This window comes from Sporolactobacillus laevolacticus DSM 442 (assembly GCF_000497245.1).
Classification (GTDB): domain Bacteria; phylum Bacillota; class Bacilli; order Bacillales; family Sporolactobacillaceae; genus Sporolactobacillus; species Sporolactobacillus laevolacticus.
The window spans coordinates 248,710-273,225 of record NZ_AWTC01000004.1 but is presented as its reverse complement, the minus strand read 5'-3'; the positions used below and the strand labels follow the sequence as shown (position 1 = coordinate 273,225).

Sequence of the window (24,516 nt, the reverse complement as noted above, 5' to 3'; positions counted from 1 at the left end):
TTCAATGATAACGACATGAACCTGTCTTAATGGTCCAGCCTTTTTAGTCAGATATCTCTTTAATAAAATTCAAATAATAATGGTCAAGATTCATCCTTTGTGAGATTAACTGACTTCCCTTCGCCATCATGAGCCGCAAGTCGTGATTCATGACCAGTTCTCTCAGAGCTCCGGCCATGTTATTAATGATATGCTCATTCCGGGGTAAGAGAACTGCGCCATCTCCTTTTACATATTCAGGAATTCCCCCCGATAAAGTTGTGATCAGCGGCAGTCCAGACGCCATGGCTTCGATCATGGTCAATCCGGCCGGTTCATCCCAAATTGAAGGCAATACGGCAATATCGGCAATTGAATAAATGAAGGGCATCTCTTTATAAGGTATAAATCCTGTGAATAGTACCCTGTTTTTCATGGCTTCGCTCATTTGTTTGATCTGTTCTTCAAATGGGCTCCAAAGATCGCTATCAAAAAAAAGGCTACCCACAATCAACAGTTTTACGTTTGGCGTATCGATTTTTCGAAACGCCTTTAACAGCTCTTTAATCCCCTTTTCCGGAGTCAACCTACCTACAAAAATGAGGACGATGTCTTTTGATTCAAGTCCAAATTTATTGCGCAGTTGATCACGGTCTTTTTTGCTAATGGTACAGTTAAATCGCTTTGTATCAATTCCGTTATAGACCACGCGACGATTTTGCCTCGGTATCGTTTGCATAAAATCCGGCAGTGTCTGATTGATATAGTTACTGACTGCCAGAGTCTTGCATCCGTTGATGATGCGTGCGCAACCGTAACTTCCCGTTACAACATTATGAATGTGATAGTAATAGTGTCCCTCATATTTTTTATAGTTCTTTTTCCTTTTTAATGTCTGGAACAATGTCGCACTATTCTCTAAGACCACCCGATCAAACGTCTCTTTAGCCAGGATCCGTGCTGATCTACGTAACATATAGAAGCGTCGGAAAATATTCCGGTAAGAGGCAGCCCGGCCTTTTTTCAGTAATTTATTCGCAATAAAATAAGTGCACTTATCAAGAGCTTCAATAAACAAACCGGGACGAAGAAAGATAAAACGTGTGTGGGGGTAGTTATGGGCCTGTGTCTCCGCTTCATGATCAAAGACGCTGATAATTACGAGTTCAATCCGGCGGTATTTTTCGTTTTCCTTTGCCAGATTCTCCACCAGGGTTTCGACTGCCCCGCCCTTTACTGCCGGTACGGGTAATGTGCCCGCTGTCACGATTGCAACTTTCATTCAACATCCCCCAATGTTAATCTGAAATTTTCGCAATGAAATCTGTGTAATACCGGTCCATATTCATCTGCTCAGCAGTCTTACGGCTAGCTGCCGCCATTTTATGACGCAGCGAGTCATTGAACAGAACTTGGTTTAATGAATCCGCAAGCCGTTCTACGATCTGATCATCCCGGGGTAAAAGAATAGCGCCTTCAACACTGGCATATTCCGGGATCCCGCCCGAAACAGTGGTGATCAGAGGCAGACCGGAAGCCATGGATTCAATCACAGTAAGCGGAGCCGGGTCTTCCCACATGGACGGAATAACTGCAACATCTGCCATCCCATACACAGCCGGCATTTCTGGATAATCAATAAATCCTGTAAAAACAATGGTGTCTTTCATAGGCTCAGCAATTTTTTGCAGTTCTTTTTCATAATCACTGACCATATCGCTGGCGTAAAAATAACCGCCTACAATGACCAGCTTCGTTCTCAGCAAATGAACTTTTTTAAAGGCAAGCAAGAGCTCTTTAATGCCTTTTTCTTTGTTCAGCCTGCCAGTAAAAAGAACGACGCGTTCATCAGCGGCGATCCCGTAGTTCTTGCGCAGAGCCATCGCATCCTGTTTGCTTTTCACACTGCCAAAGTGAAACGTATCCACGCAGTTCCGAAGGACATCAAATTTATCTGCAGGGAAACTACCGAGAAATCCTGATAATGTCTGATTGATATACCGACTTACGCCAAGCACTTTCCTGCAGCCAAGCATAATCTGTCTGCAACCATAATCATTAGTCACCTCATTATGGAGGTGATAATAATAGCTTCCGGCGTATTTTTGAGCATTATGATGCTTTTTTAATGTCATAAACAGTGTGGAATGATTTTCAAGGATTACTTTATCGTAAGTGTTTTTCTGCAAGTATTTGCTGACCTTGGCAATGTAATGGAGCCGTTGAATGATATACCGATAAGACATGCTTTTTTCTTTTTTCAGAATCCTTTTGGCAATAAAATAGAGCACGCGATCACAAATTCTGACGATTGCCGGTGGTTTTATAAAGATAAATTTCGTTTTCTGAATCTTACTGGCCATCTTGACCGATTTTTCATGATAAGTGCTGAATATCGTTAAGTTCATCGTTCCATAGTATTCATTTTTCAAAATCAGGTGATCAATCAATGCCTCTACCCCACCCCCCATTGCCGCAGGAACAGGCTGATATCCGGACGTGACGATTGCGACTTCCATCAGTTCATCCTCCTTGAGAAAAACCAGGCTACGCCTAATCCTTTCCTGTCACTCTATATGCGACTTTGAATCATCAATCTTCTGATTGAATGACACTTCAGCTGCTCGCTTGCCGCGGGCAGTCTGGGAGCCTCCTCGATCAACCTAGCATCTGCGGGGTCTCTCCTGGCCTGCGATCAACAGGATCGCTCCGCAGGCGTCTCGCACTTTCGTGTTTGAACCTAAATCAAGGCGAAGTAACGCAGATCATCCTAGTGACTAAGTCAAAAAATTTATACTTTCTTTTCTTGTAAAGAAAAGGGGGTACCCCCATTTGAAGGCACAGTTTTGCTGTTATGACTTGTTTCTTGAAGCCCGGGCTGCGTGAGCAATCCCGTTAAAAAGAAAAAGTTCATCAGTGTTGGCGGAAAGTTAAATGAACCGTCGACGATAAAAGCAATGAAGACGCAGATAAAACCAATGGATGCCAGTTTATTACGTTCATAGATACCGTAAATAGCGGCAGCTAATACGAAAAGAAATCCTATGAAACCGAAAAGTCCATAATTGAAGAGTATTGACACGAATCCTTCCAGCACACCAACTTGATCCCATGGCAATCCAACGCATAGAAATCTGAGGAATCCTAGCTCATCCAAACCATTTATTTGTGTAAATGCAGCCACAAATTGGGATGTTCGGCCCGCACCTGTCGGATCCGACAGCGTCTGATTAATATACCGGGTATAAAGCTGTTGGAGAAACTGATTATCTGACTGCAGTAAATACACGATTCCAAGAGTAGCGATAAACATTAAACTTGAAAAAAACAGAATTTGATTTCGATAGTTTAATTTATTTTTAACGAGCACCAGAAGAACAATGAGGAAGAGAACAAATGGAATCATAATTGATCTGGACCCGGACAGAAGAAGCCCGACACACCCAAAAAGAATAGCGACTATTTTTAAGACCTTTTGTTTTGCAGAAGAAGGACTCCATGCGAGAAGAATGGGAATACCCATTGCATAAAACAAACCGGCCCCATTCCCATTTTGATAGGTTGAAGGCATTTTCTGTGCCTCTCCTGAAGCAGCCATGCCATAGCCAATCGGCTTTGCGGCCAGGTCCTGTCCGAAGGTATACGTCACACCCGGAATAGAAGTAGTGACAATGCCGACAATTCTCTGGATCAGTGCATAGACACCAACAATGACCAAGGAGATCGCAAGAATTTTAAGCGCTGTTTGCGGATTAAGTGATCTTCCAATTCCTATTGCGAGCGGCGAAGCGATCACCATCATGACTGTTGCCAATTGGAAAACTGGAAAATTGCCCAAATTGAATAGTAATGAAACCAAAACGACCGAAACAAACAGCGTATAGGAGAAGGCTAACCCTTTCACTTGCATGAATCCGGGAATCACCTGATATTGGCACTTTAACAGGGCAAATAAGAATAAAAAAATAGCGATTGTAAACGGAACACCGATTTGTGCCCCTGCTTTTGGAAATGCAAAAGTCATGAATTCAAAAATATAATTCAACATAGCTTTCCTCCGCGTTTTCTGTCCCTCATAGATATCTGTTCCTTCTATTTTTCACATTACTTTGCCTCATACTGTGCACCTGTTCGATGGACAGTCGGCTGACCATGGCCTTCAACTAACTGCTGATAAACGTCCATTAACCTCTGGTTTAATTTTTCGCCTGTATATTTTTCTTGAAAGATTGCGAATCCTCGTTCACCCATGACTTCCAGTTCTTGTTTACTCACCGTTGTCAGGATCCGCGTTAATTCCTCTAAATGGTTCAAGTCAAACAAATAACCGTTGACTCCGTCTTTCACCAAGTCAGGAAGATCCCCCCGGTTACTGGCAATTACCGCTTTTCTATTTTTCATCGCCTCAATGGCAACCAGTCCGAACCCTTCCCATCTGGAAGGAATAATGACCGCATCGAATTTTTCATAATAGCTATCGATCACGTTATGATCAATCCAACCCAGAGAAATAATCGTGTCTGGAATCTTCTTGAGAACGGGATCTAGTACATTTCCCCCGATCGTATACAACCGAACATGCTTCAACGGATCATTCTTAAAGAAATCTAAGAGAATGTCGATGCCCTTCTGCCGGTCAAATCGCCCGACGAAAAGTAAATTAAGCTTAGACGGATCAAGTGCTAACGCAACGTCTTTATTTTTATAGAGACGGTCTTCGATGCCGTTCGGAATGACCAATGATTTTTCTTTAGGAAGCTTGTATTTTAGTGAGCCGATAAACTCGTGATCCGAAATATTAATAATTCGGTCCGTTTTCCTTGCCAGTACCCGTTCTAAAATTCCGTACATTTTCTTTTTAACGTGAGAGATTTCCATTAAGAAGGACCAGCCATGCGCACAATACACGATTTTGGGACGTTTTCTTTTAAAAAAGAAACACACCCGCACAAATAAACCGGCAAAAGAGCTATGGATGTGTATGACGTCCGGATGAATTTTTTTAATCACTCGGTTAATTTGAATAATAGCTGGAATAAATTTCGATAATTTTCTTTTATAGTGATAATAGTCAAATTGAACACCATTTATGAGTAGTTTGTCGGAGTTGTACTCACTCATTAACACATGGACACTGCTTACTTGCTCCGTTGTTGCCTGGTATTTTAGGATCTCGTTAAGGTAGGTTGTGATCCCGCCTCTTACATACTCGCAAACATGTAAAATTTTCATTGCCATCCGCCCTCACCCTCAAAGAGCTTTATTTGTATTTTCCCAACCGGGGCTTTATAAGATCGGAGCAACAACATCTACCTGACAAGGCTCATCTGTTAATAGGCGTCTTTAGAATGGATTAAAACAAGAATAGTTTTTAAAATAATTTTGATATCGAGAAGAATTCCTCTCTTATTGATGTACTCGATGTCTAATTTCACCATCGTCTCAAATCCGACGCTGCTTCTTCCCTCGACTTGCCAAAGACCCGTACATCCGGGTTTGATGAGTAATCTTTGCCGGTCATAGTCGGTGTATTTTTCCACTTCTCTTGGAAGCGGTGGACGGGGCCCGACTAAACTCATTTCTCCTTTTAAAACATTCACGAGTTGAGGAAACTCATCCAAGCTCGTTTTCCTTAGAAAACGTCCAACCCGAGTAACTCTAGGATCATTTTTCATCTTGAATATAGGGCCGCTGGTCTCATTTTTATCAAGAAGACGATCCAGAAGATCTTCAGCCTTATGCACCATAGATCGAAATTTATAGATCATGAAGGTTTTTCCATTCTCTCCGATCCTAATTTGTTTGAAAAATACAGGTCCTTCAGGATCACTCAGCTTAATTAGGATCGGAATCAAAATAAAAAGCGGGGACAAGATAATTAGCCCTGCCAGTGCGCCGCATATGTCCATCATTCTTTTAATGAATAAATAAAGTCCATCACGCTTTACATTCACATAAAGTTGTTGGACCTTCCCTCTGACCTTCACTGCAGAGGTGAACGTTTTATCTGTTGGCGGCTTTGATAAAGCCATAATGCCGGCCTCCTGTAGACAAAAGATAGTGATCATTCTGATTTACGGGGAGCACGGTTAGGACGGCAAGCAAGCTTGTTGTTCCATCAATAACCGTTATAGGCGTAGTAATACCGCTCTTTTCTGCTCACTTTCTTATCGTTTAAAACGACACCAAGAAGTTTGCCTTTAACTTCCGAAAACACATCGGCTACTTTTCTGACTTTATCCATTTCGGTTGAACCACTTCGTACGACAAGTAAAATTCCGTCGCATAGATTTGCCAGCAGCCGGGCATCGGACACAGCCAAAATCGGGGGAGAATCAATAATCACCTGGTCAAAATGTTCCTCTGCCTGCTCAATCACTGTCTCCATTTCCGCAGCACTCAGCAAATCGGCAGGATTAGGAGGGACAGGTCCACTGGTCAAAAGAAACAGCTGATCTATACTCGTCGGTCGAAGAACATCCATGAAGTTCGCTTGCCCCGTCAGTACATTGGTCAGCCCTTCCCGATTATCCATACCAAAGAATTCATGTTGTGACGGTTTGCGTGTATCGGCATCAATCAGCAGCACCCGCTTTCCCTGCTGCGCCATGACTACGGCCAAGTTCGATGCAGTCGTTGATTTTCCCTCACCCGCTTCTGCAGAAGTCACCACCAACGATTTCAGACCTCCACCCGCCTTGGCAAAGGAAATATTAGTACGCAATGTTCGGTATTGTTCGGAAAGCAAAAAGTTATTTTTTAAATACGTCACAAGATGACGTCTCTCCACCCTACCTTTTCTAAGTCGCCTCAAGAATCCCGCCTCCCTTTTTTTAACTTTTCCGAATGTGTTGTTGTTTCAGACTTTCCATCGACCTTTCTTTTCTTCTTGTCATGATATTCAAAATGCTCGATGATGCCGACAACAGGCAGGCCTATTTTCTGTTCGATGTCTTCTTCTGTCTTAATCGTGTTATCCAAATACTCAAGCAGAAACGCAAGACCAACTGAGAACAACAAACCAAGCATCACTGCGATCGTCACATTTTTACTCAAACTCGGCGAAACCTGTCCAGCACTCGCAGAAACGGTCGCGGGCGAAAGTAGGCTGACATTATCGACTTTCAACATGCTTCGCACCTGCGCTTTGAACACATTTGCAACATGATTCACAATGCGTACCGACAAATCCGCTCGATCGGTTTCTGCTGTGATTGAGAAAATCTGCGATTCTTGGTTCGTTTCGACGGTTAACATGCCTTGCAAATCCCCCGCGGACAAATTCAGGTGCAAGTTCCGAATCACCTTATTCAAAATTGACGGATCATCGATGAGCTCACTGTAGGTGTTCACCAGCTGCACATTGGTCTGAACCGCGTTCGAATCGTACAGCGTTTTACCATTGCCCTGATTCACAAGAATACGAGTAGTCGCATCGTACATCGGCGTCATGAAAAAATGTGTTGCGATCGCTCCGATGACTCCGGCAGTCAGAGTGATCGCAGCGATGAGCCATAACCGCTTCCGCAAAATAAGATAGATTTCTTTTAATCCCAATGTCTTTTTCATTGAAGTTCCTCCGTATGTCGTTCAAGGTCACCTACTTCGAAAAACAGACAGACTGCAAACCAATCAACGTTTTTATTAACAGTATTCATTTGACTGAACAGGAATTCCAAATTACTTAATAAAAGGCTATGTTTAAAATTAATATTGGTTTCACTCATGTAATGTAGGGGCTGAAGAACGCGTGATGCGAGACTCCGCAGGCGACGAGATTGTTTGAGAAGGCGAACCAATTGAGGGAAAGTGGAACCAGCGCGGTGCCAAAGAACTGCTTCTGTTTTTAATCCGGGGATACCCATTAAATAAAAGGGATTGTATAAATTTTACCCATCCTTAAATTAAGCAAAAAAAGCGAGGAGTTTGCTTTCCTCGCCTTTTTACCATATCTATTTTTCTACTTTGCCTAAACATAACCCAGTGTTTTTCTTTCATATATTCGTAGTGTGAGCGTTTATTTCTGTACGGATACAGGATGTTTTAGCTCTCCATCAACAGCGACGTCAATAATGTTCAGTTCAGCATCCAGCACAACATGGCTTTTATTGATTTTTTGCGTAAAGTTCACCATGTCGGAGCAGACATGATGACCGTCCAAATTAATTCAGCAAACGTTTGCTTGTTCAACAGGCACGCGCCTGCTGTTCAAGAATCTCGGTGGTGCAAGGCTTTCATTCCATTAAATAGATGCACGAAAATACTTGCTCCCGCGTGTATTGTCTCGTTTGCCGTTTGAAAATCTGCATTTGGACTTCGCGTGCATAAACCTCTTACCATCCTGTGCATATCTTACTCCGGCGCGCGCATATTTCCTGCTTTTCGCGCATAAATCCTGCTGCGCCGTGTACAAACCACAATCAGTGTTATATACAAAATCCCCCATGAGCAACAGATTTTTACCTGTACACTCATAGGGGATTCGATCAACTATCTTTAGCGATTCTTTATTTTACAATCCATTAATCGTGTAGTACCAGATATTCTTATCTACCGCACCAACAACGCCGCTTGATGTACCGCTGCTTGTATATTGCCAGATGTCGACGTTGAAGTTAGCGCCTGGTCCCTGGTTGGTTTCTTGACCGCGATATCTAGCCAGCCAGACCAAGAATTTCGGTTGTGCCGGTTGTGCTGCTGTGATCTTCGGTAGATCAACTGAACCATTAAAGAATGCTAGATTCGAATAGATACCAAGCTGATTGAAACCGTTCGCCCGCATCTGATTGATAAATGCGAGCACATTGTTAGTCAGCGTATCCTTGTCAACACCATTCGTTGTTTCCACATCAATGAATAGATAGTGGACCTGAACGCCTTTTGCATTGGCAGCATGAATCTGATTTGAGAAAACATTGGCTTCGTTCTGAGCGCCCGGAATATCAGTCGCATGGAAAAAATGATAAGCATCAACGGTGAGTCCGGCCTGATTTGCTGCAACAGCATTGTCTACAAATGTACCGTCTGTGCCGCCGCCTTCCGATGCTTTTGCGATGATGAAGCTGTTTCCATCCTGTTTGATGGCATTGAAATCAATCTGACCGTTGCCTGCGTCATTTTGATAGTGTGAAATATCAAGACCAAACTGAGAGCCATTGGTTCTCGGTGGATCGGTCGGTTGATTGCCATAGGAAACAGGTTGCGTCGTGGTCAAGTAGGCTGCCAGCACATAACCCGAAATGTTGCCAAACTTCACTTGGGCGTATTTATTGCCTTTGCCGGTAACCGTCACTCGATTATTGATCATCATCACCAATTTGGTGGTGTAATGAACACTGGCATTGCTGCGGATCTTTAATGTGTTCGATGTCACATAGGCATTATAGGCTTGAAACGGTCGTGTATTCAGATAAATATTCTGGACATAGCCCGTTGTCCCGCCATAGCTGACAAGCGCATATTTATTACCTTTACCGAGTACGGTAACCTTATTTCCCATGGCAAGCGTACGTTTGGTTGAATAATGCACACTCGCCTGACTGCGTACTTTCAACGTATAGGAAGTCACATAAGCGCTGAAGGATTTATACTTGCTCCTGCTCAGGTACTGAGTCTGAACATACCCCGTTGTACTGCCATACTTGATACGCGAATATTTGCCAACCTTGCTTGTAACTGTAACCTTATTACCCATTGCCAAGGTGCGTAATGTACGATAATGCGTGCTTGCCTTACTGCGAACTTTCAATGTATAAGAAGTAACATAGGAACTATACGAAGAACTTGCATGAGTGGTATCACCGACTGAGAAGCTGAGTGATAGAATAACAAGAGTCAAAAACAGAAAACCGGAAATGAATCGACGTGCACGTTGTTTCACTTTTCACTCTCCCTTGTAGATGTTGAGACCTCCATGGATCCAACCTTTTGTTACATTGTTCGACAAACTATGTACTCTATAAAACTAGCACTTTTGGGGAAGCGTGTACATAGATAGATTGCATCAATTTCTACGAAAAAAGATCTTTATGATTGCACAAGTTTAGAAGACTGAAGAGCTTATTCTGTCGCTTATTCGCCGAAAAAGGAACACTCTGCTAATGAATAGATAAAAATTCACTTGTAAAAAAGGATCATTTTCATATATATTGTATATTGTATACAAATTGTTCTTTCGTTAAAGCAAGCGGCACTTTTTGCATAATGATTGAATCCACTGTTTATATAGCGAAAACTGAAGTGATTTTTTCCAAGGAAAAGGAGCTGTTTCTGATGATAAATGGCGTTAGGAAAGAAGCGTATCTTTGCGAACGTTATGTGCCTGGAAAGAGTATGGATGAAGTTAAAGAAGCCTACGGCTTGAACTCTGTCGTTAAGCTGGGCTCAAACGAAAATGCTTACGGACCATTTGAACACACTAAACTGGCTATGGCTTCCGAGATCAATCGGCTCAATATTTATCCTGAAAAAAATTTCATCAAACTCAAAAATCTGCTTGGTGAGAAGTATGGGCTTGATGGTAGCTATATTGGTCTTGGACATGGCGCAGGCGGCGTATTGGAAACGCTCGCGAGAACATTTCTCGAAGCAGGCGACAAAGTCATTATTCCTAAGGAGTCTTACCGGTTATATCGAGAGATTTCTAAAATGATGGGTGCTGTTGTGAAGGAAATCCCCCTTGATTCAGGCTTCTCAATGAATCTGGATGATTTTAAAGCGGCGCTTACTCCGAAATGCAAACTGATTTGGCTATGTAATCCGAACAATCCGACAGGAAGCTTGTTTGACAAGGAAAAATTTAAAGAACTCGTAAACGCCCTTCCTGAATCCACATGGATCGTACTTGATGAAGCCTATGCAGAGTTTGCACCCAATGAGCTGCTTCCGAACGGTATCGACTTCATTAAGCAGCATAAAAACGTGATCTGTGTGCGGACGTTCTCTAAATACTACGGCCTAGCTGGTGGCAGAATCGGCTATCTGGTTGCAGATCCTGAGCTGATTACGTGTTACGATACCGTGAGCGAACCATTTAACGCAAACCGAATTGGTTTGGCCGGAGCAGTTTCCATCATTGAGCATGACCTAGCAACGGCTAAGACCTATGGTGATCGAATTGTGGCTGACCGAGAACGCATCAGTGAACAATTAACAGAAATGGGGTGTGCGGTCTCCCCTTCTTACGCAAACTTTGTGTTTTTCAGTACGCCTTATCCGGCAGCTGAGACTGCAGAACAGCTCATGCGTCGAGGTGTTATTGTCAGGCCTTGCGGCGGCTGGGGGTATGACCGTCATATTAGGGTAACCGTAGGCAACACAGAGGAAAACGACATCTTCCTGAGCGAACTAAAAGCAGTACTTGAAGCCAACGCATCGGCAAATGCTCCTGAAATCAGTGTATAATCACAACAAATAATGAATTCGAACGGTCACCTCCCTTTTACCTTTGTGCCTGGGACGTGACCGATTTCTTAAAATGATTCCTTTTAACTTACCCAAAACTGAATGCGACGGGACTGTTCGTATTGAAAATTGTCATTTGTGACCCCAAAAAATTCCTTAACCGTGATCTTGAGCTAGAAATCGCAATCATAAAAAAAGAATTAGGTGCGCAGACTGAGCTATGTATCTATGAAGATCAAGGCGATACGGATGCACGTCAGAAAATGCTCCAAGATGCAGATGCGATCCTAACCTCTTATCTAAAGCTTCCTGATGAAGCAATGAATAGCATGCACAAGTTAAAAGTCATTTCCATTGAGTCGACCGGATACAATTTTGTGGATACTGAAGCTGCTGCCCAGAGAGGAATTGCCATTACAGCTGTTGAGGAATACTGCACGCAAGAGGTGGCTGATCACGCAATGGCCCTCATGCTTGCAGTCGCTAGAAATCTAAAACATTACCAGAAACAGATCGAATCGAAGCACCGATTTGATTACAACTCGATTTCGGGCATGTTCCGACTAGAAGGCTCGGTGTTGGGCCTGATCGGAATGGGGAAAATCGGCCGTGCCGTGGCAAAACGAGCGGCCGGATTTGGACTGAAAATGATCGCATACAGCCCGTCCTGCTCTCAAGAAACTGCACGCAAGTACGGCGTGACACTCGTCTCATTCGATGAGTTATTGGAACGATCAAAAATCATCGCCTTAACGACGAGCCTGACACCTAAGAATCAGGGCATGCTGAACCACAGTACTTTTACTAAGATGATACAGAAGCCGATCATCATTAACGTATCCAGAGGCGGCTTAATCGTGGAAAACGATTTAGCGCAAGCTTTGGACGAAAGACTGGTCTCCGGAGCCGGACTGGATGTTCTCGAAAACGAAACGGACGAAGAAACGACACGGAATCCGCTTATCGGGCGGGAAAATGTGGTGATTACCCCTCATTCCGCCTTTTATTCGGATACTGCGCTCTACGAATGCCAACGGATCGCTGCTGAAAATCTCGTCTATTATTTAAAAGGCGAATACGATAAAGTTTTTAAAATTGTTAATGGCCTTCCCCATGAGAAAGCATCCAATCAGAAGGTATGACTCACCTGCTCCGCCTGCATTTTTCGTGCAGTGCGGTTTTTTTTGAGCGATATAATGAAAAGCGTGCTGCTTAAAGTACCGATGAAGCATAATAGGATGAGAAATGAAAAAATGTACCGATATCCATCATTTCCGTAGAGATCAAGCCACCTGCCAAATAAGGTATGCACGAATAAATCCGGCATATAACCGATCAGTGAGGTCACACCAATGACCATGCCCAGCATACTTCCCGGCACACGAATCTCTTCAACCGTAGCCCACATAATGCCAAACGCCATGTAGGTGGTGATTGATGCCGTAAACATCAACAGCAGCACAACGATAAATTGCGTGCCTGGTGAAACAGCAAAAAAAGCCATGAGCAGAATACCGGTAACCGAAAAGCTGAAGAGCAATACTTTAAGTGAAGAACCTGTTTTTTCGGAAAGCAGGCCCCCAACCGGTGTGCCCATAAACCGTAGCACATACGTACGAATAATGGACAGGATCGCTGATAGCCCCACCGTGACGCCAAAGACACGCGTTAAGTAAGGCGTGAAAAACGTTTCTCCTGAGAAAAGGCCATAACCTGAGAAAATGATCAGAGAAGCCAACCAGATTTGAGGCTTTCTTAAAACAGAAACAAAGCGAACCTGGGTTTGTTCCTCCTTCCTTTCCTGCTCATAAACATCAGACTCTTTATAGAAAAATGAAACGATGAGTGCAGCAACCAGATTCATCAAAGCATAAAAGAGGATCACTGCTCTTAAACTTGAAACTGCTGAATGAAACAAAGAAAAAATGTAGAGTGCAAGAAACAAAATCATCGCCATTGAAAGTCCTGTGAACGATTCAAAGAACCCAAACATTTTCCCCTGTCCCTTGTTACTCCCTAACCGCTTGACTCCCTTTACGGTCGCTGCCCAATAAGCGAAACCTGTGGAAAAGCCTAACATCGCCCAAACAAAAATGGCGGATCTGTAATTCATCGAAGCAGCAAGCCAGACACAAAGTGCTGCAGTACCAAAAAAGGAAAAAACTAAGATTTTTCGAATGCTAAATCGGTCGGCCATCCAGCCACCGGGAAGATACAAGCACAGATGAACACCCGCGTAAAAAGTAAAAAGCAAGCCCAATTGTTCATTGTTAATCTGTAATCCCTTTAGCAGCGCATCATAAAAAATATATTTGATGTAAGGCAGAGCATAAGAAGATGCAGAACCGAACGCGAGCGCAAACAAAGCAAGATATTTTCCAAATGGTTTCATAGGTTCCTCTTTTGTCTTTGTATATTGTATACATTTTTATGGTCAAACTGTGACCTTACTTATGAGCGGCTTTACTCTGCTCTTTTGTAACGATCTGACCTGTTGAATTGCGTATCTTAACCACTTTCTTTTGAGAAAAACCAGGCTAAGCCTTGTCTTTGGCCGTCACTCTTTATGCGGCTTTAATCACCAAACTTGTGCTTCAATGACACTTCAGTTGCTCGCATCAACAATACCATTCCCGCAGGAGTCTCGCACTTCCGTGTTTGAACCCTAACTTTTTCAAAGCATTACGCCGCTTATATGAATCCTGAATTCATTCACATATACTATCTTACCTTGCAACGAAAAACAGCCCTTTTTCACCAAAAGGACTGCCATCCCCTGAGTAGGAAGGTGATATTCTTCTCACATAAATTGGTTAAAAATTGCTCAACCGACAGAGCCAGTGACACAAGAATCCGCTTCATATGCGTACTGTCAGATTTTCAAATCATGTCTAAATAAATCGTATCCCAGTGACTCTTTGTATACTTTCTCAATTTGTCCGCATCTTTAGTTCTAAAGGCTTCTATAATCCGCTTATGGTCATCGTTTGAATCGGATAAAATTCGAAACAGCCGTTCTTTGTCTTCGCATAAATACGTCTGTCGAATAAAACTATATTTCAAGTCGTGTAACAACTTGACAAGCGTACTGTTATTGCATTTATTAATGTAATAATCATGAAAGGTACTTTGCCCTTTTTGATATGCAGAAAAATCTTTTGCCCGAATCGCGTCTTCAATCGTCGCAACAATAGTTTCCATTTCCAAAATATCCTGTTCTGTCATATACGCCAAAGCTAATGACGCGGCTAATGATTCCAATGTTCCGATGATCTCAAAGACATCGGTCTTCTTCTTCGTATCAATTTCTTTAACGATAAACCCCTTGCGAGGCATATATTCAAGCAAATTATCTGATGTTAATTGAAATAAAGCTTCACGCGCCGGTGTCCTGCTGATCCCAAGCGTTTTACAAATTTCAGCCTCATTGATCTTTTCACTCGGAGCCAATAACCCATTTTGAATGCGGTCCGCGATATATTGATAGACAATTTCCTTCAGCGACTGGTATTGGTAGTTAATCGTACTCACCCCATCAACGAATCGAACTCTGCGTTCATTATATCATTACGTATGAATCAATTGAACTGCCCGATTGTCATTGCGATGCTTCCACATAAGTATTTCTAGAAAAATGCCGATCACTGGGGATGATCGACACGAAGTTCTTCTCTATCATACAATTTTCTCTCAAATCATTTCATGTTAAAACTTACCGATAGCCTCAGCATCCAGCGACTTCAAAATTTCGGTCACCAGTCTCACTGTTGACATGTAATCTTCAAACGCAACATAACAATAATGAGTATGGGCATAGCGTACGGGAACACCAACGACCACAGTTGGCGCGCCCTGGTAGAGATTGATCACGGCGCCGTCATTACCGCCGCCTGTTCGCACGGCTCGCTGGGCCTTGATGTTGTGTTGTTTGGCAGTATCCAAACAATACTTTTGAAATCTGGGATTGACGATGATCGACGTGTCGAGATCGCGTAGCATCGGCCCTCTGCGCATACCGGTTTGGATCATGTAGTCCGGCATAAATGTGTCATCAGCCGGCGGTCCTTCAAGCACAATCGATAGATCCGGTTGAATTTTTCGAACCGTCACTTGTGCCCCTCGATCGCCGACTTCTTCTTGAGCGGATAGCGAAGCAACGATATCCACATCGAGATCTTGACCATCTAATTCACGCAAGATGTCTATCATGGCTGCAGTGCCGATTCGGTTATCAAAAGCCTTGCCGAGCAGCACTTCCTTTTCTTCCAGATAGTCAAACGTTACATCCGGAACAACCGGTGCACCAACGTCAATCTTGAAATCCTGAACAACTTCTTCCGCCGACGTCGCGCCAACATCAATAGACATTTCAGCAATCTGCGGCACACGGTTACGCTGCTCTGCTGTCATGAAGTGAGGCGGCGTACTGGAAATAACGGCCGGAATATACACGCCGTCCCGATTACGTACGCGGACCTTATGCGCAGGTATGTTTACAGCGGCCCATCCTCCGACGGTCACAAACCTTAGCGTTCCATTTGGTTTAATGGCCTGAACCATGAACCCGACTTCATCACTGTGCGCGTCTAATTGAACAACGGGTCTGTTTCCACGATTCCCGTACCGCTCCACATACACATTGCGCATATGATCTTCTGTAACTTTTCCAAGATCTTGTACAGCATCCGAAAAGAGTTTAACGACTTCATCTTCGAATCCCGAAACACCATTTGCGTTTGATAGTTTTTCGATTAATTTTAGAGATTCATGCTTATCCATTCAACTGCCTCCCTTATCCAATATTGTACTTCTTAATTTGTGCAAAATCGGTTAATCAATTAATCTTTTTCTAGTATTGTTAGCCTAAAAAATAAAAGAGCATGTTTCCACGCTCTTTTATGCTCAAGTTTTAATTAATTCTTCCTCAGTCAGAACCAACCTCTCCATCTGAAAATGAAACTGTTTCGCTGATTTCGATCGATGGATTCAGTGATTGGGCGACAGGGCAGTTCTTCGCGATCAGCCTCAAGTCCTTAATTGCTTTTTCCTGATCCGCTTCATCGACATTTAAGACAAAGTGCACATGGATCAACGATATAGGATGGGTTTCTAAATTTTCGTTAATTTCATACTCCGTATCAATACTGATTAATCTGAACCGGATGTTTTGTTTTTTAAGAATCCCTTCATAAACATAGGCGCTGCACGCTGCCGTCGCAGCGACAACGGTCTGAACCGGTGAAAAACCAAGATCTCTTAATAAAATCCAATTTCCATTTTTGTGAACCAGTTCAACATGCCCTGAACGCTCAATTAATTTCATCACGTGATTCCTCTTTTTCATTCTGGATTGTCTTGTATTTTTGTTGGTACTCCGTCACCTCATGCTCGGCGCAGTAGACAAAGTGCCGAGGCGCAATTTCGCGTAGTTTTTTCATTTGGCCATTGCCCTTTTTCGATTGATACTCAAGCCGTTGGCGTTTCCGCTCTGAAATCGGATCTGGCTGGGGAATGGCCGACAGGAGTGACTCGGTATAGGGATGCAAAGGCGTTCTGTATAATTCCTCTGAATCTGCCAATTCCACGATCATCCCTTGATGCATGACACCAATTCTGTCACTGATATATTTAACCATGGATAAATCATGCGCAATAAACAGATAGGTCAGCCCCTGTTGTCGCTGTATTTTCTTCAACAAATTAACGACCTGTGCTTGAATCGAGACATCCAGTGCGGAAATCGGTTCATCGGCAATAATCAGCTTCGGATCGACGGCAAGCGCCCGAGCAATCCCAATCCGTTGCCGCTGACCACCTGAGAATTCATGGGGATAACGTCCAGCATGTTCCCGGTTCAATCCTACTTCCTCAAGTAATTCATAAACCCTATTCTCTCGCTCTTTAGACGTTCCAGAGAGATGATGAACATCCATTCCTTCAGCAATAATATCTTTCACCGTAAGATGCGGATCAAGGGATGCAAAAGGATCCTGAAAAATCATTTGAATCTCCTGACGAAGCTTATTGCGACCAGCAGATTTCTTTATCTTAAATATATTTTGTCCATTAAATAATACTTCTCCGCCTGTTGCCTCATACAGCTGAATAATCGTACGACCCGTTGTCGACTTTCCGCACCCTGACTCGCCTACGAGCCCAAAAGTTTCCCCTTCATAGATATCGAAAGAAACATCATCAACGGCCCGGACTTCCTGGCGGCTTCCCTGATTAAAATATTTCTTTAAATGTAGCACTTCCAATAACTTTCTTTTGTCTTCGCTCATTGTACTACCTCCCCCGCTTCCAATCGCTCAAAAATCTGTTGGCGGCGCAGAATCTCGTCAGGAGGTGACACTTTAGGAGCCTTGGGATCCAGAAGCCAAGTTGCGGCATAATGAGTATCGGAAATTCGGAACATCGGGGGCTGTTCCAAGGTATCTATGCTTAGGGCATAAGGATTGCGAGGCGCAAACGCGTCTCCCTTTGGCGGATGAATCAAATCCGGCGGCGATCCCGGAATCGTATACAGCTCTTTATCTTTAAGATCTAAGGTTGGCATAGAACAGATCAATCCCCATGTATAGGGATGCTTTGGGTTATAAAAAATTTCATCAACAGTCCCTATTTCAACGATTTTTCCGGCATACATCACTGCCACACGATTTGCCATGTTTGCGACAACGCCTAAGTCATGCGTGATAAAAATAATGGATGTATCCATCTTTTTCTGGAGATCTTTCAATAACTCAAGAATTTTCGCTTGAATGGTCACATCTAAAGCTGTTGTAGGCTCATCGGCAATCAGAATCTTAGGGTTACAAGCTATTGCGATCGCAATCACGACACGCTGGCGCATCCCCCCTGAAAATTGATGCGGATATTGCTTGTTTCTGATCTCCGGCTGAGGAATACCGACCATTTCAAGCAATTCCACAGCTTTTTTTTGTGCCTCATGCTTCGTTAACTTTTGATGCATTCGCAGCGTTTCAATAATCTGCCTTTCAATAGTCAATGTCGGATTGAGGGATGTCATAGGATCCTGAAAAATCATGGCAATGTCTTTCCCGCGGATATTCATCATCTGTCCTTCAGAGGCATGAGATAAATCGATTCCGTCAAAAAGAATGGAACCTTGTTTAATACTCGACTGTTTCTTGGAAAGCAGACGCATGATTGCTTTGGCAGTCACGGACTTCCCGGAACCCGATTCACCGACAATCGCCAAGGTTTCCCCCTTATATAATTCAAGATCAACTCCGCGGACAGCTTGGATATCACCGACACGGGTATGAAAAGAAACGGTTAAATCTTCTATTTCAAGTATTTTAGAATGAGTCAAATCAGCCACCTCAACGATACATGTTCATCTATCACTTTATTCAGTAGGTTCTAAGGCATCTCTAAGTGCATCACCAATGACATTAAAAGACAGGATAACGATTAGAATGAGCACACCTGGGAATATGGCAAGGTATGACGCAGTTCCAAGATAGCCTTGCGCGTTATTCAGCATACTTCCCCATGATGATGCAGGAGGCTGAACCCCGAGTCCCAAAAAGCTCAAAGCAGATTCTGTTAAAATAGCATTGGCAACATTAAGTGAAGCCGCCACAACAATCGATGGCATCACACCGGGAATCAGATGCTTAAAAATCGTCCGCCACATCCTCACACCAATTGACCGTGCATAAAGCATAAATTCCTGTTCCTTAATGCTCATTGTCTGGGATCGTACAATTCTAGCGACATCCATCCACGACAACAAACCAATAATGATAATCATGTTCTGCACACTTGGTTTCAGGTAGGCATTGAGGATCATTAGAATGAAAAATGACGGAAGTGACATGAAAACATCCAGAAATCTCATAAATAAACCGTCAATCACTCCACCTAAATAACCGGAGACCGTACCAACAATCGTTCCCAAAGAAACAGCGATCAGCATCGAGAGTAAACCAACTGCAAGAGACACCTGACCTCCATACAGAATACGAGTAAAATAGTCACGGCCATGGTCATCTGTTCCAAACCAGTGTGCCCACGAAGGAGCGTGGAGCTTATCCATGATCGATAATTGATTAGGATCGTAAGGTGATAGGAAGGCAAGAAGGCAAATAATTGTCAGCAAAACGAGTACTGAACCTGCTGTTACCGCTCGACGATCATGAAACAGCCGATAAAGAACCGTTTCACGGCGTTCTGTATAGGTTACTTGTTTAGACCCAAGAGTAGCTGGATTCAAAAGTTCATAACGTACATCATGCATCTGTGATTCACCTTACTTTCGAATTCTTGGATCAACAAATTGATAAGTCATGTCCGCAAACAAATTTCCGAGAATAAGCATTAATCCCGAAAACAGTGTCATCGCCATAATAATGGGATAATCCAGACTGAATATGGCATCCACACTGAGTAAACCCAATCCCGGCCATGAAAAGACGCTTTCTGTAATATAAGCGCCGGATATCAGCGTAGGTAGTGACATCCCAAGCAAAGTAATGACCGGCAACATCACATTTTTCAAAATGTGACTCCATAAGAGTTTCCAGATGGATAGTCCCTTAGCATGACCGAATTCCACATAGCTTTTCCTGATCTCAGAAAGGGTATTTGACCGAACATATCGATAATACGCCCCGCATCCTTGAAAAGTTAACGTGGTCACAGGCAGAATGGCATGCTGCGCCAAGTCAACGAAACTGTTCTCTCCAATTGTCTGCATGCCCAAGGATGGGAGCCAGTTAAGTTTTACAGAAAAAAATTCAATCAAGAGAATTCCGAACCAGAAAACAGGAATTGAGATGCTGATATACGAAATCATATTTAACAGACGATCAATCCAGGTGTTTTCATACTTCGCTGCGACCAAACCGAGCGGAATCGCAATGATCAGAGTTGCTGCTAAAGCTGTGCCCATTAAACCGATCGTTGCAGGCAGTCTCTGAAGGATTTGTCCAAGAACCGGTTGACTATTTTGCAGTGAATAGCCCAGATTCCCATGTACAATCTGACCCAGCCATCTGAAATATTGTTCATAAATGGGCAGATTGAGTCCAAGACTTCTCCGAATCCGTTCAACATCTTCGGGATGCATATTAGGTGTAACGAACATCTTCACAGGGTCACCCGGTGATAATTTGACGAGTGCAAAGGAGATCACGGAAATCACAAACAGCAACGGAACTATTTGAAGCATACGTCTCAATATCATTCTACTCAATCTTAATTCCCTCCAAAAAAGCAGACTTGGTGTCGCCACCAAGTCCCTAACTCCTATAGTACAAACTATAAAATATATTATTTCAAATAAAGCTTGGACAAGTCTCTTAAAATAGTGACAGGCTGTGGCTTAGCTTCTTTGATGCCGCCATATTTCTTGCTTAGTGCAAAGAGAGCATCATCATAAGAAATCGGATAGAGCACCGCATCATCAGCAATTTTGTTCTGAATCTGATCATAGTCAGCGGATCGTTTAGCCTGATCGGTCTCAACAGATGCAGCATCCCAAACTTTATCAAGCTTAGCGTTGTGATAATTAGCATAGTTATAAGGTGACGTTGATTGGAAAAGAACTTTATAGGTATCTGCTTCAGGTCCCATAATATAACCGTTAAGTAAGATGCCATAAGCTGTGCTTTTTCTATTTAATGCATAGTTACCCCAAGCGGCTGGATCCGTTGGTTTCAGCTGCAAATTCAAACCAATCTTCTTAAATTGCTGCTGGAAATAGAGTGCGATACTTTCTTGAGCCTTATTGTTATTCAAATATAAAATGGTCAGCGGTTGCTTTTTGTCTACTTTACTCTGATCGAGAAGTTGTTTCGCTTTAGCCAGATCATAAGGATAGGTTTGAACATTCTTATTCTGGAACTTTACATCAGCAGTAAAGATTGAAGACGCCGGAACAGCATATTTATTTGAGCCATAGGCGGACTTAATAATGTCATCCCTATTTAGCGCATAAGAAATCGCCTGACGGAACGTCTTATTTTTAAAAGCCGGCACATTTTCATTAAATGTCGCATAATTCAGGCGGTATTCAGGGTAGGAGACAACATCAACGTTGCCTTTGCCAGTCACGTTAGCAACATCTGCCGGTTGAATGGCTTTGAGCTGGATGCTTCCATTTTGAAGACCTAGATTAGCCGCGTTTTGATCTTTTGCAACCCGGAAGATGACTTTATCAAGATGCGGCTTGCCCCCAAAAAAGTCATTGAATTTCTTCAATTCAACATACTGACCGGATTTATAAGTGACGAACTGATAAGGTCCGGATCCTATCGGATGATTGTTCTTTGTACTTTTCTGAAGGTTACTCTCATTAGCAAACACATGCTGTGGAATAGGATAAAGTTGTTCCAAATTCAGTTGGAAAGAAGGAGCAACTTCCGGAAGCGTGAATTTAACCGTTTGGTTGTCCAGAGCAACAGCTTTTACAGGTTTGTTGTTAAAAACAAAGTTTCCCCGAAGGTCGCTGTTTTGTTTTTTGTCGAGGATGGAGTTCAGAGTGAAGACAACATCCTTAGCCGTCAATGCTTTTCCGTCATGCCACTTTAAATTTTTCTTTAACGTGAGTTCGTAAGTTTTTTGATCCTTTGACACACTAAGTTTCTCTGCTAGCGCAGGTGTAACGTTTCTGCCATTGATGTAAAACAGTGGAGCAAACAAAGCTTGCTGAATGGTTAATGTGACACGGTCGCTGGCATAATTTGGATTTAAAACCAATGGGTCTGCGGGTACTGCTAAAGTAATTGAACCCCCATCTTTACTTTTTTTACTTGGTGCTGCATTATTCGAACCACATGCTGTTAAAGCCGCAATCATGATTACGACGAAAAATGTAATAATTAACTTTCTCAATTTAACTTCCCCCTATTATGAACGATGAATAAAACACATTATGGTCTTTTTTTACTTTTCTCTAAATGAACTAGATCAAGCAATGTTGCATCACGCACTCATTAGCTTTCATCAAGACCAACGCCCCCTCTCACACATACCGGAAACAAAAAAACAAGCCAATGAGATAAAAAGGGCTTGTTGTCCGTCCTTCTTATCTTTTGAACACAAATTGTGCTCCTGGAATTAACACCATACATGAACTACATGCTGGTTGTCGGGTTTCTTTGGGCCAGTCCCTCCGCCACTCTGGATAAGAAATATAACCTATTAAGTTGATGAGTTTAATGATAATATGCAGAACCCTCGATGTCAATAATTAATTCCTACTAATCTTATCTTTTTTATTAATTCAGGTATTGTATGATTAATTTCGACGTTTAGTTAATGCTCCAATCAGGGAAAAAACAAAAAAAACACCAGCATCGCACTGTGTGCAATCTGATGTTTTCACTATTCACATACAATTATCGTCTAGTCATTTCTAGATTTTCTTGTCTGGCACTTTCAACAAAACGAAAAAGCAAATAGCCAACAATCGCTCCGGTGGTGTTAAGAATAACATCATCAATATCGGTCATTCTATTGGGCAGGAAAAGTTGGATGCACTCAATAGTTGAAGAGAAAAAAGCGCCCACAAAGCCAACATGTGCTACTTTAAGCTCTGGAAACCGCATCGTCAGAAAAATGCCGAACGGGACAAAGAGTATAATGTTTCCGATGATATCAACGATTAAATAAAATAAAGAAGCATGTTGGAGGTCTTCAAACAAATGAATAGGATTCAAATTATAGTTAAAGTAATGAGCGGAACCACTATCCATTCCAGTCCTTATACGTCCATGCGGAATCATCGTCAAATAAAGAACGAACAAAATGGAAAAGGTCAATAAGATATTGGAAAGCGCCAGTTTAACTTCCTTCATAGGGAACCTCCCTCATCAAAGAAACACTAATAATTATTCATTATATTAATCGTTCCCCAGAACATCCACTAAATAGCCCTATTCCACAAATAGTATTCTATTAATATGTTCGTCCTCAAAAGATTAAGATGACGCAAGTAAAAATAATGATTCAACTAAAATAGGAAGAAAGAGCTGCTCTATCTATGTTTTCCCTTTGATATGAGAGATAGCAAATTCTTAATTTTCAAACGGGGTATAATTGGTATCTGATCTTATTTATATTTATCAGGGAGCAAGGTTTTAAGCATATTCTTGTCCCACTTTCCCGTATGAGCATCATATACCCCGAAGGATGACGCGAGTTCCCAGTACCCCCAGCTGAATCCAAATTCTTCAGCTTGCTGACGAACTTCTTCAGTCCAGTGAAGCCTTGATTCATAAGGTGCTTGTTTGTTGGCACCAAACTCTCCTAGATAAACCTGAACATCATGTTGATCCGCCCATTTTTTAACTCTAGCAAACCGGTCATGTATATAATTAACTTCCTGCTTTGTACCCTTCCATTCAATATCATGGTACTGAGAAAACCCTAGATAAGGATTAGCCTGGAAGGTAAATTTATTAGGTTCATAGTAATGAAAAGAGACGATCAGATTCCTGTCTTTCGGTATCCGGAGTGCATCCAAACGGTATAAGGAGTAATAGTTGTCGGGTCCCACAATGACTTTTCGTGTTGGATTCGTTTTTCTGATGATATGGATCGCTTCTGCCAAGTACTGATTCCATAGATTTCCATTCAGATTATCTCTCGGTTCGTTTAGTACTTCAAACATCAAATGTGATGAGTAATTCTTATATCGTTCGGACAATTGTTTCCAAACGCTCAGAAAACACGTATGATACTGTTCAGGATTCTGCATGATTTCCTCGAAGTGATGAAAGTCCAAGATCACATATAAATGCTGCTTCAGAGCAACATGGAGATAGCCGTCTAATCTTTTCATAAAAGACGGATCAAGTTCATAATTCGGATTATCTTTTGCATAATCCGAGAATCGGACCGGCAATCGGACTGAGTTAAAACCTGCTTTTTTAATTGCTTTAAAGTACCCAGACTTCATTTGAACATCCCACGGTGTATATCGCGGAGCATCTAATGCATTCCCTATATTCATAGAACGAAATTGAACCATTTGTTTTTTCTCCGAATATTTATAATGAAAATAAGGAACTAGCGATGAAAACAGAATGATCAACATTAACATGAGACTAAACAAAATAAGTTTTTTCTTACCTTTCATATTAAAGTCTCCCTAGGTAC

22 protein-coding genes and 1 riboswitch are annotated in these 24,516 nt (G+C 42.4%); of the genes, 2 read left to right on the top strand and 20 right to left on the bottom strand.

Features of this window, described 5'->3' with window-relative positions; all coding sequences use genetic code 11:
• Window positions 1-43: 43 nt before the first annotated feature.
• The 9 genes from P343_RS25205 to P343_RS25165 all read right to left on the bottom strand — a co-directional run bounded on the left by P343_RS25205 (window position 44) and on the right by P343_RS25165 (window position 9,859).
• Complete coding sequence (locus tag P343_RS25205) at window positions 44-1,261, bottom strand: glycosyltransferase family 4 protein (RefSeq protein WP_023509552.1); 1,218 nt, start codon at window positions 1,259-1,261, stop codon at window positions 44-46.
• 16 nt (window positions 1,262-1,277) lie between these two features.
• A complete protein-coding gene (locus P343_RS25200; protein ID WP_023509551.1) occupies window positions 1,278-2,498 on the bottom strand; it encodes a glycosyltransferase family 4 protein in 1,221 nt (406 codons plus the stop codon).
• Between the two features lie 272 nt (window positions 2,499-2,770).
• Window positions 2,771-4,027, bottom strand: coding sequence for an O-antigen ligase family protein (locus P343_RS25195; RefSeq protein ID WP_023509550.1), 1,257 nt, complete (start codon window positions 4,025-4,027; stop codon window positions 2,771-2,773).
• 56 nt (window positions 4,028-4,083) lie between these two features.
• Window positions 4,084-5,217 carry a glycosyltransferase gene (locus P343_RS25190; protein WP_023509549.1) on the bottom strand — a complete coding sequence of 378 codons (1,134 nt, stop codon included), beginning with the start codon at window positions 5,215-5,217 and terminating at the stop codon, window positions 4,084-4,086.
• 92 nt (window positions 5,218-5,309) lie between these two features.
• Window positions 5,310-6,011, bottom strand: coding sequence for a sugar transferase (locus P343_RS25185; RefSeq protein WP_023509548.1), 702 nt, complete (start codon window positions 6,009-6,011; stop codon window positions 5,310-5,312).
• 86 nt (window positions 6,012-6,097) lie between these two features.
• On the bottom strand, window positions 6,098-6,793 hold the full coding sequence (locus P343_RS25180; protein ID WP_023509547.1) for a CpsD/CapB family tyrosine-protein kinase: 696 nt from the start codon (window positions 6,791-6,793) through the stop codon (window positions 6,098-6,100).
• Window positions 6,790-7,548, bottom strand: coding sequence for a YveK family protein (locus P343_RS25175; RefSeq protein WP_023509546.1), 759 nt, complete (start codon window positions 7,546-7,548; stop codon window positions 6,790-6,792). The genes P343_RS25180 and P343_RS25175 overlap by 4 nt, the downstream gene beginning before the upstream one ends.
• Before the next feature lie 448 nt (window positions 7,549-7,996).
• On the bottom strand, window positions 7,997-8,140 hold the full coding sequence (locus tag P343_RS37105) for a hypothetical protein (protein ID WP_168371020.1): 144 nt from the start codon (window positions 8,138-8,140) through the stop codon (window positions 7,997-7,999).
• A gap of 351 nt (window positions 8,141-8,491) precedes the next feature.
• Entirely contained in the window at window positions 8,492-9,859 is a 1,368-nt protein-coding gene (locus tag P343_RS25165; RefSeq protein ID WP_023509543.1) for a GH25 family lysozyme, read from the bottom strand.
• 392 nt (window positions 9,860-10,251) lie between these two features.
• On the opposite strand from P343_RS25165, the gene hisC reads away from it, so the two are divergent.
• Together hisC and P343_RS25155 are read left to right on the top strand one after the other, a co-directional pair.
• Window positions 10,252-11,382, top strand: coding sequence for a histidinol-phosphate transaminase (gene hisC, locus P343_RS25160; protein ID WP_031263752.1), 1,131 nt, complete (start codon window positions 10,252-10,254; stop codon window positions 11,380-11,382).
• Window positions 11,383-11,504: 122 nt separating this feature from the next.
• Window positions 11,505-12,524, top strand: a complete 1,020-nt coding sequence (locus tag P343_RS25155; protein ID WP_023509541.1) for a C-terminal binding protein — start codon at window positions 11,505-11,507, stop codon at window positions 12,522-12,524.
• On the opposite strand, the gene P343_RS25150 is transcribed toward P343_RS25155, so the two are convergent.
• The 11 genes from P343_RS25150 to P343_RS25100 all read right to left on the bottom strand — a co-directional run bounded on the left by P343_RS25150 (window position 12,512) and on the right by P343_RS25100 (window position 24,496).
• Complete coding sequence (locus P343_RS25150; protein ID WP_023509540.1) at window positions 12,512-13,774, bottom strand: MFS transporter; 1,263 nt, start codon at window positions 13,772-13,774, stop codon at window positions 12,512-12,514. The two genes, P343_RS25155 and P343_RS25150, sit on opposite strands and share 13 nt — an antisense overlap.
• Before the next feature lie 488 nt (window positions 13,775-14,262).
• Window positions 14,263-14,913 carry a GntR family transcriptional regulator gene (locus tag P343_RS25145; protein WP_023509539.1) on the bottom strand — a complete coding sequence of 217 codons (651 nt, stop codon included), beginning with the start codon at window positions 14,911-14,913 and terminating at the stop codon, window positions 14,263-14,265.
• A gap of 174 nt (window positions 14,914-15,087) precedes the next feature.
• A complete protein-coding gene (locus P343_RS25140; protein ID WP_023509538.1) occupies window positions 15,088-16,161 on the bottom strand; it encodes a M42 family metallopeptidase in 1,074 nt (357 codons plus the stop codon).
• 145 nt (window positions 16,162-16,306) lie between these two features.
• Entirely contained in the window at window positions 16,307-16,705 is a 399-nt protein-coding gene (locus P343_RS25135; protein ID WP_023509537.1) for an OsmC family protein, read from the bottom strand.
• Window positions 16,692-17,666, bottom strand: a complete 975-nt coding sequence (locus P343_RS25130) for an ABC transporter ATP-binding protein (protein WP_023509536.1) — start codon at window positions 17,664-17,666, stop codon at window positions 16,692-16,694. The genes P343_RS25135 and P343_RS25130 overlap by 14 nt, the downstream gene beginning before the upstream one ends.
• A complete protein-coding gene (locus P343_RS25125) occupies window positions 17,663-18,721 on the bottom strand; it encodes an ABC transporter ATP-binding protein (protein WP_023509535.1) in 1,059 nt (352 codons plus the stop codon). The genes P343_RS25130 and P343_RS25125 overlap by 4 nt, the downstream gene beginning before the upstream one ends.
• Window positions 18,722-18,757: 36 nt before the next feature.
• A complete protein-coding gene (locus tag P343_RS25120) occupies window positions 18,758-19,651 on the bottom strand; it encodes an ABC transporter permease (RefSeq protein WP_023509534.1) in 894 nt (297 codons plus the stop codon).
• A 12-nt stretch (window positions 19,652-19,663) separates the two neighbouring features.
• On the bottom strand, window positions 19,664-20,608 hold the full coding sequence (locus tag P343_RS25115; RefSeq protein WP_023509533.1) for an ABC transporter permease: 945 nt from the start codon (window positions 20,606-20,608) through the stop codon (window positions 19,664-19,666).
• A gap of 77 nt (window positions 20,609-20,685) precedes the next feature.
• Entirely contained in the window at window positions 20,686-22,248 is a 1,563-nt protein-coding gene (locus P343_RS25110) for an ABC transporter substrate-binding protein (protein ID WP_023509532.1), read from the bottom strand.
• 190 nt (window positions 22,249-22,438) lie between these two features.
• Window positions 22,439-22,547: riboswitch (SAM riboswitch) on the bottom strand.
• Window positions 22,548-22,754: 207 nt separating this feature from the next.
• Window positions 22,755-23,213 (bottom strand): VanZ family protein, encoded by a 459-nt coding sequence (locus tag P343_RS36350; RefSeq protein WP_023509531.1) that lies wholly within the window; start codon window positions 23,211-23,213, stop codon window positions 22,755-22,757.
• Window positions 23,214-23,467: 254 nt separating this feature from the next.
• The gene (locus P343_RS25100) at window positions 23,468-24,496 is read right to left on the bottom strand and encodes a glycoside hydrolase family 5 protein (RefSeq protein ID WP_023509530.1); all 1,029 of its coding nucleotides are present in this window, start codon (window positions 24,494-24,496) and stop codon (window positions 23,468-23,470) included.
• Window positions 24,497-24,516: the final 20 nt, after the last annotated feature.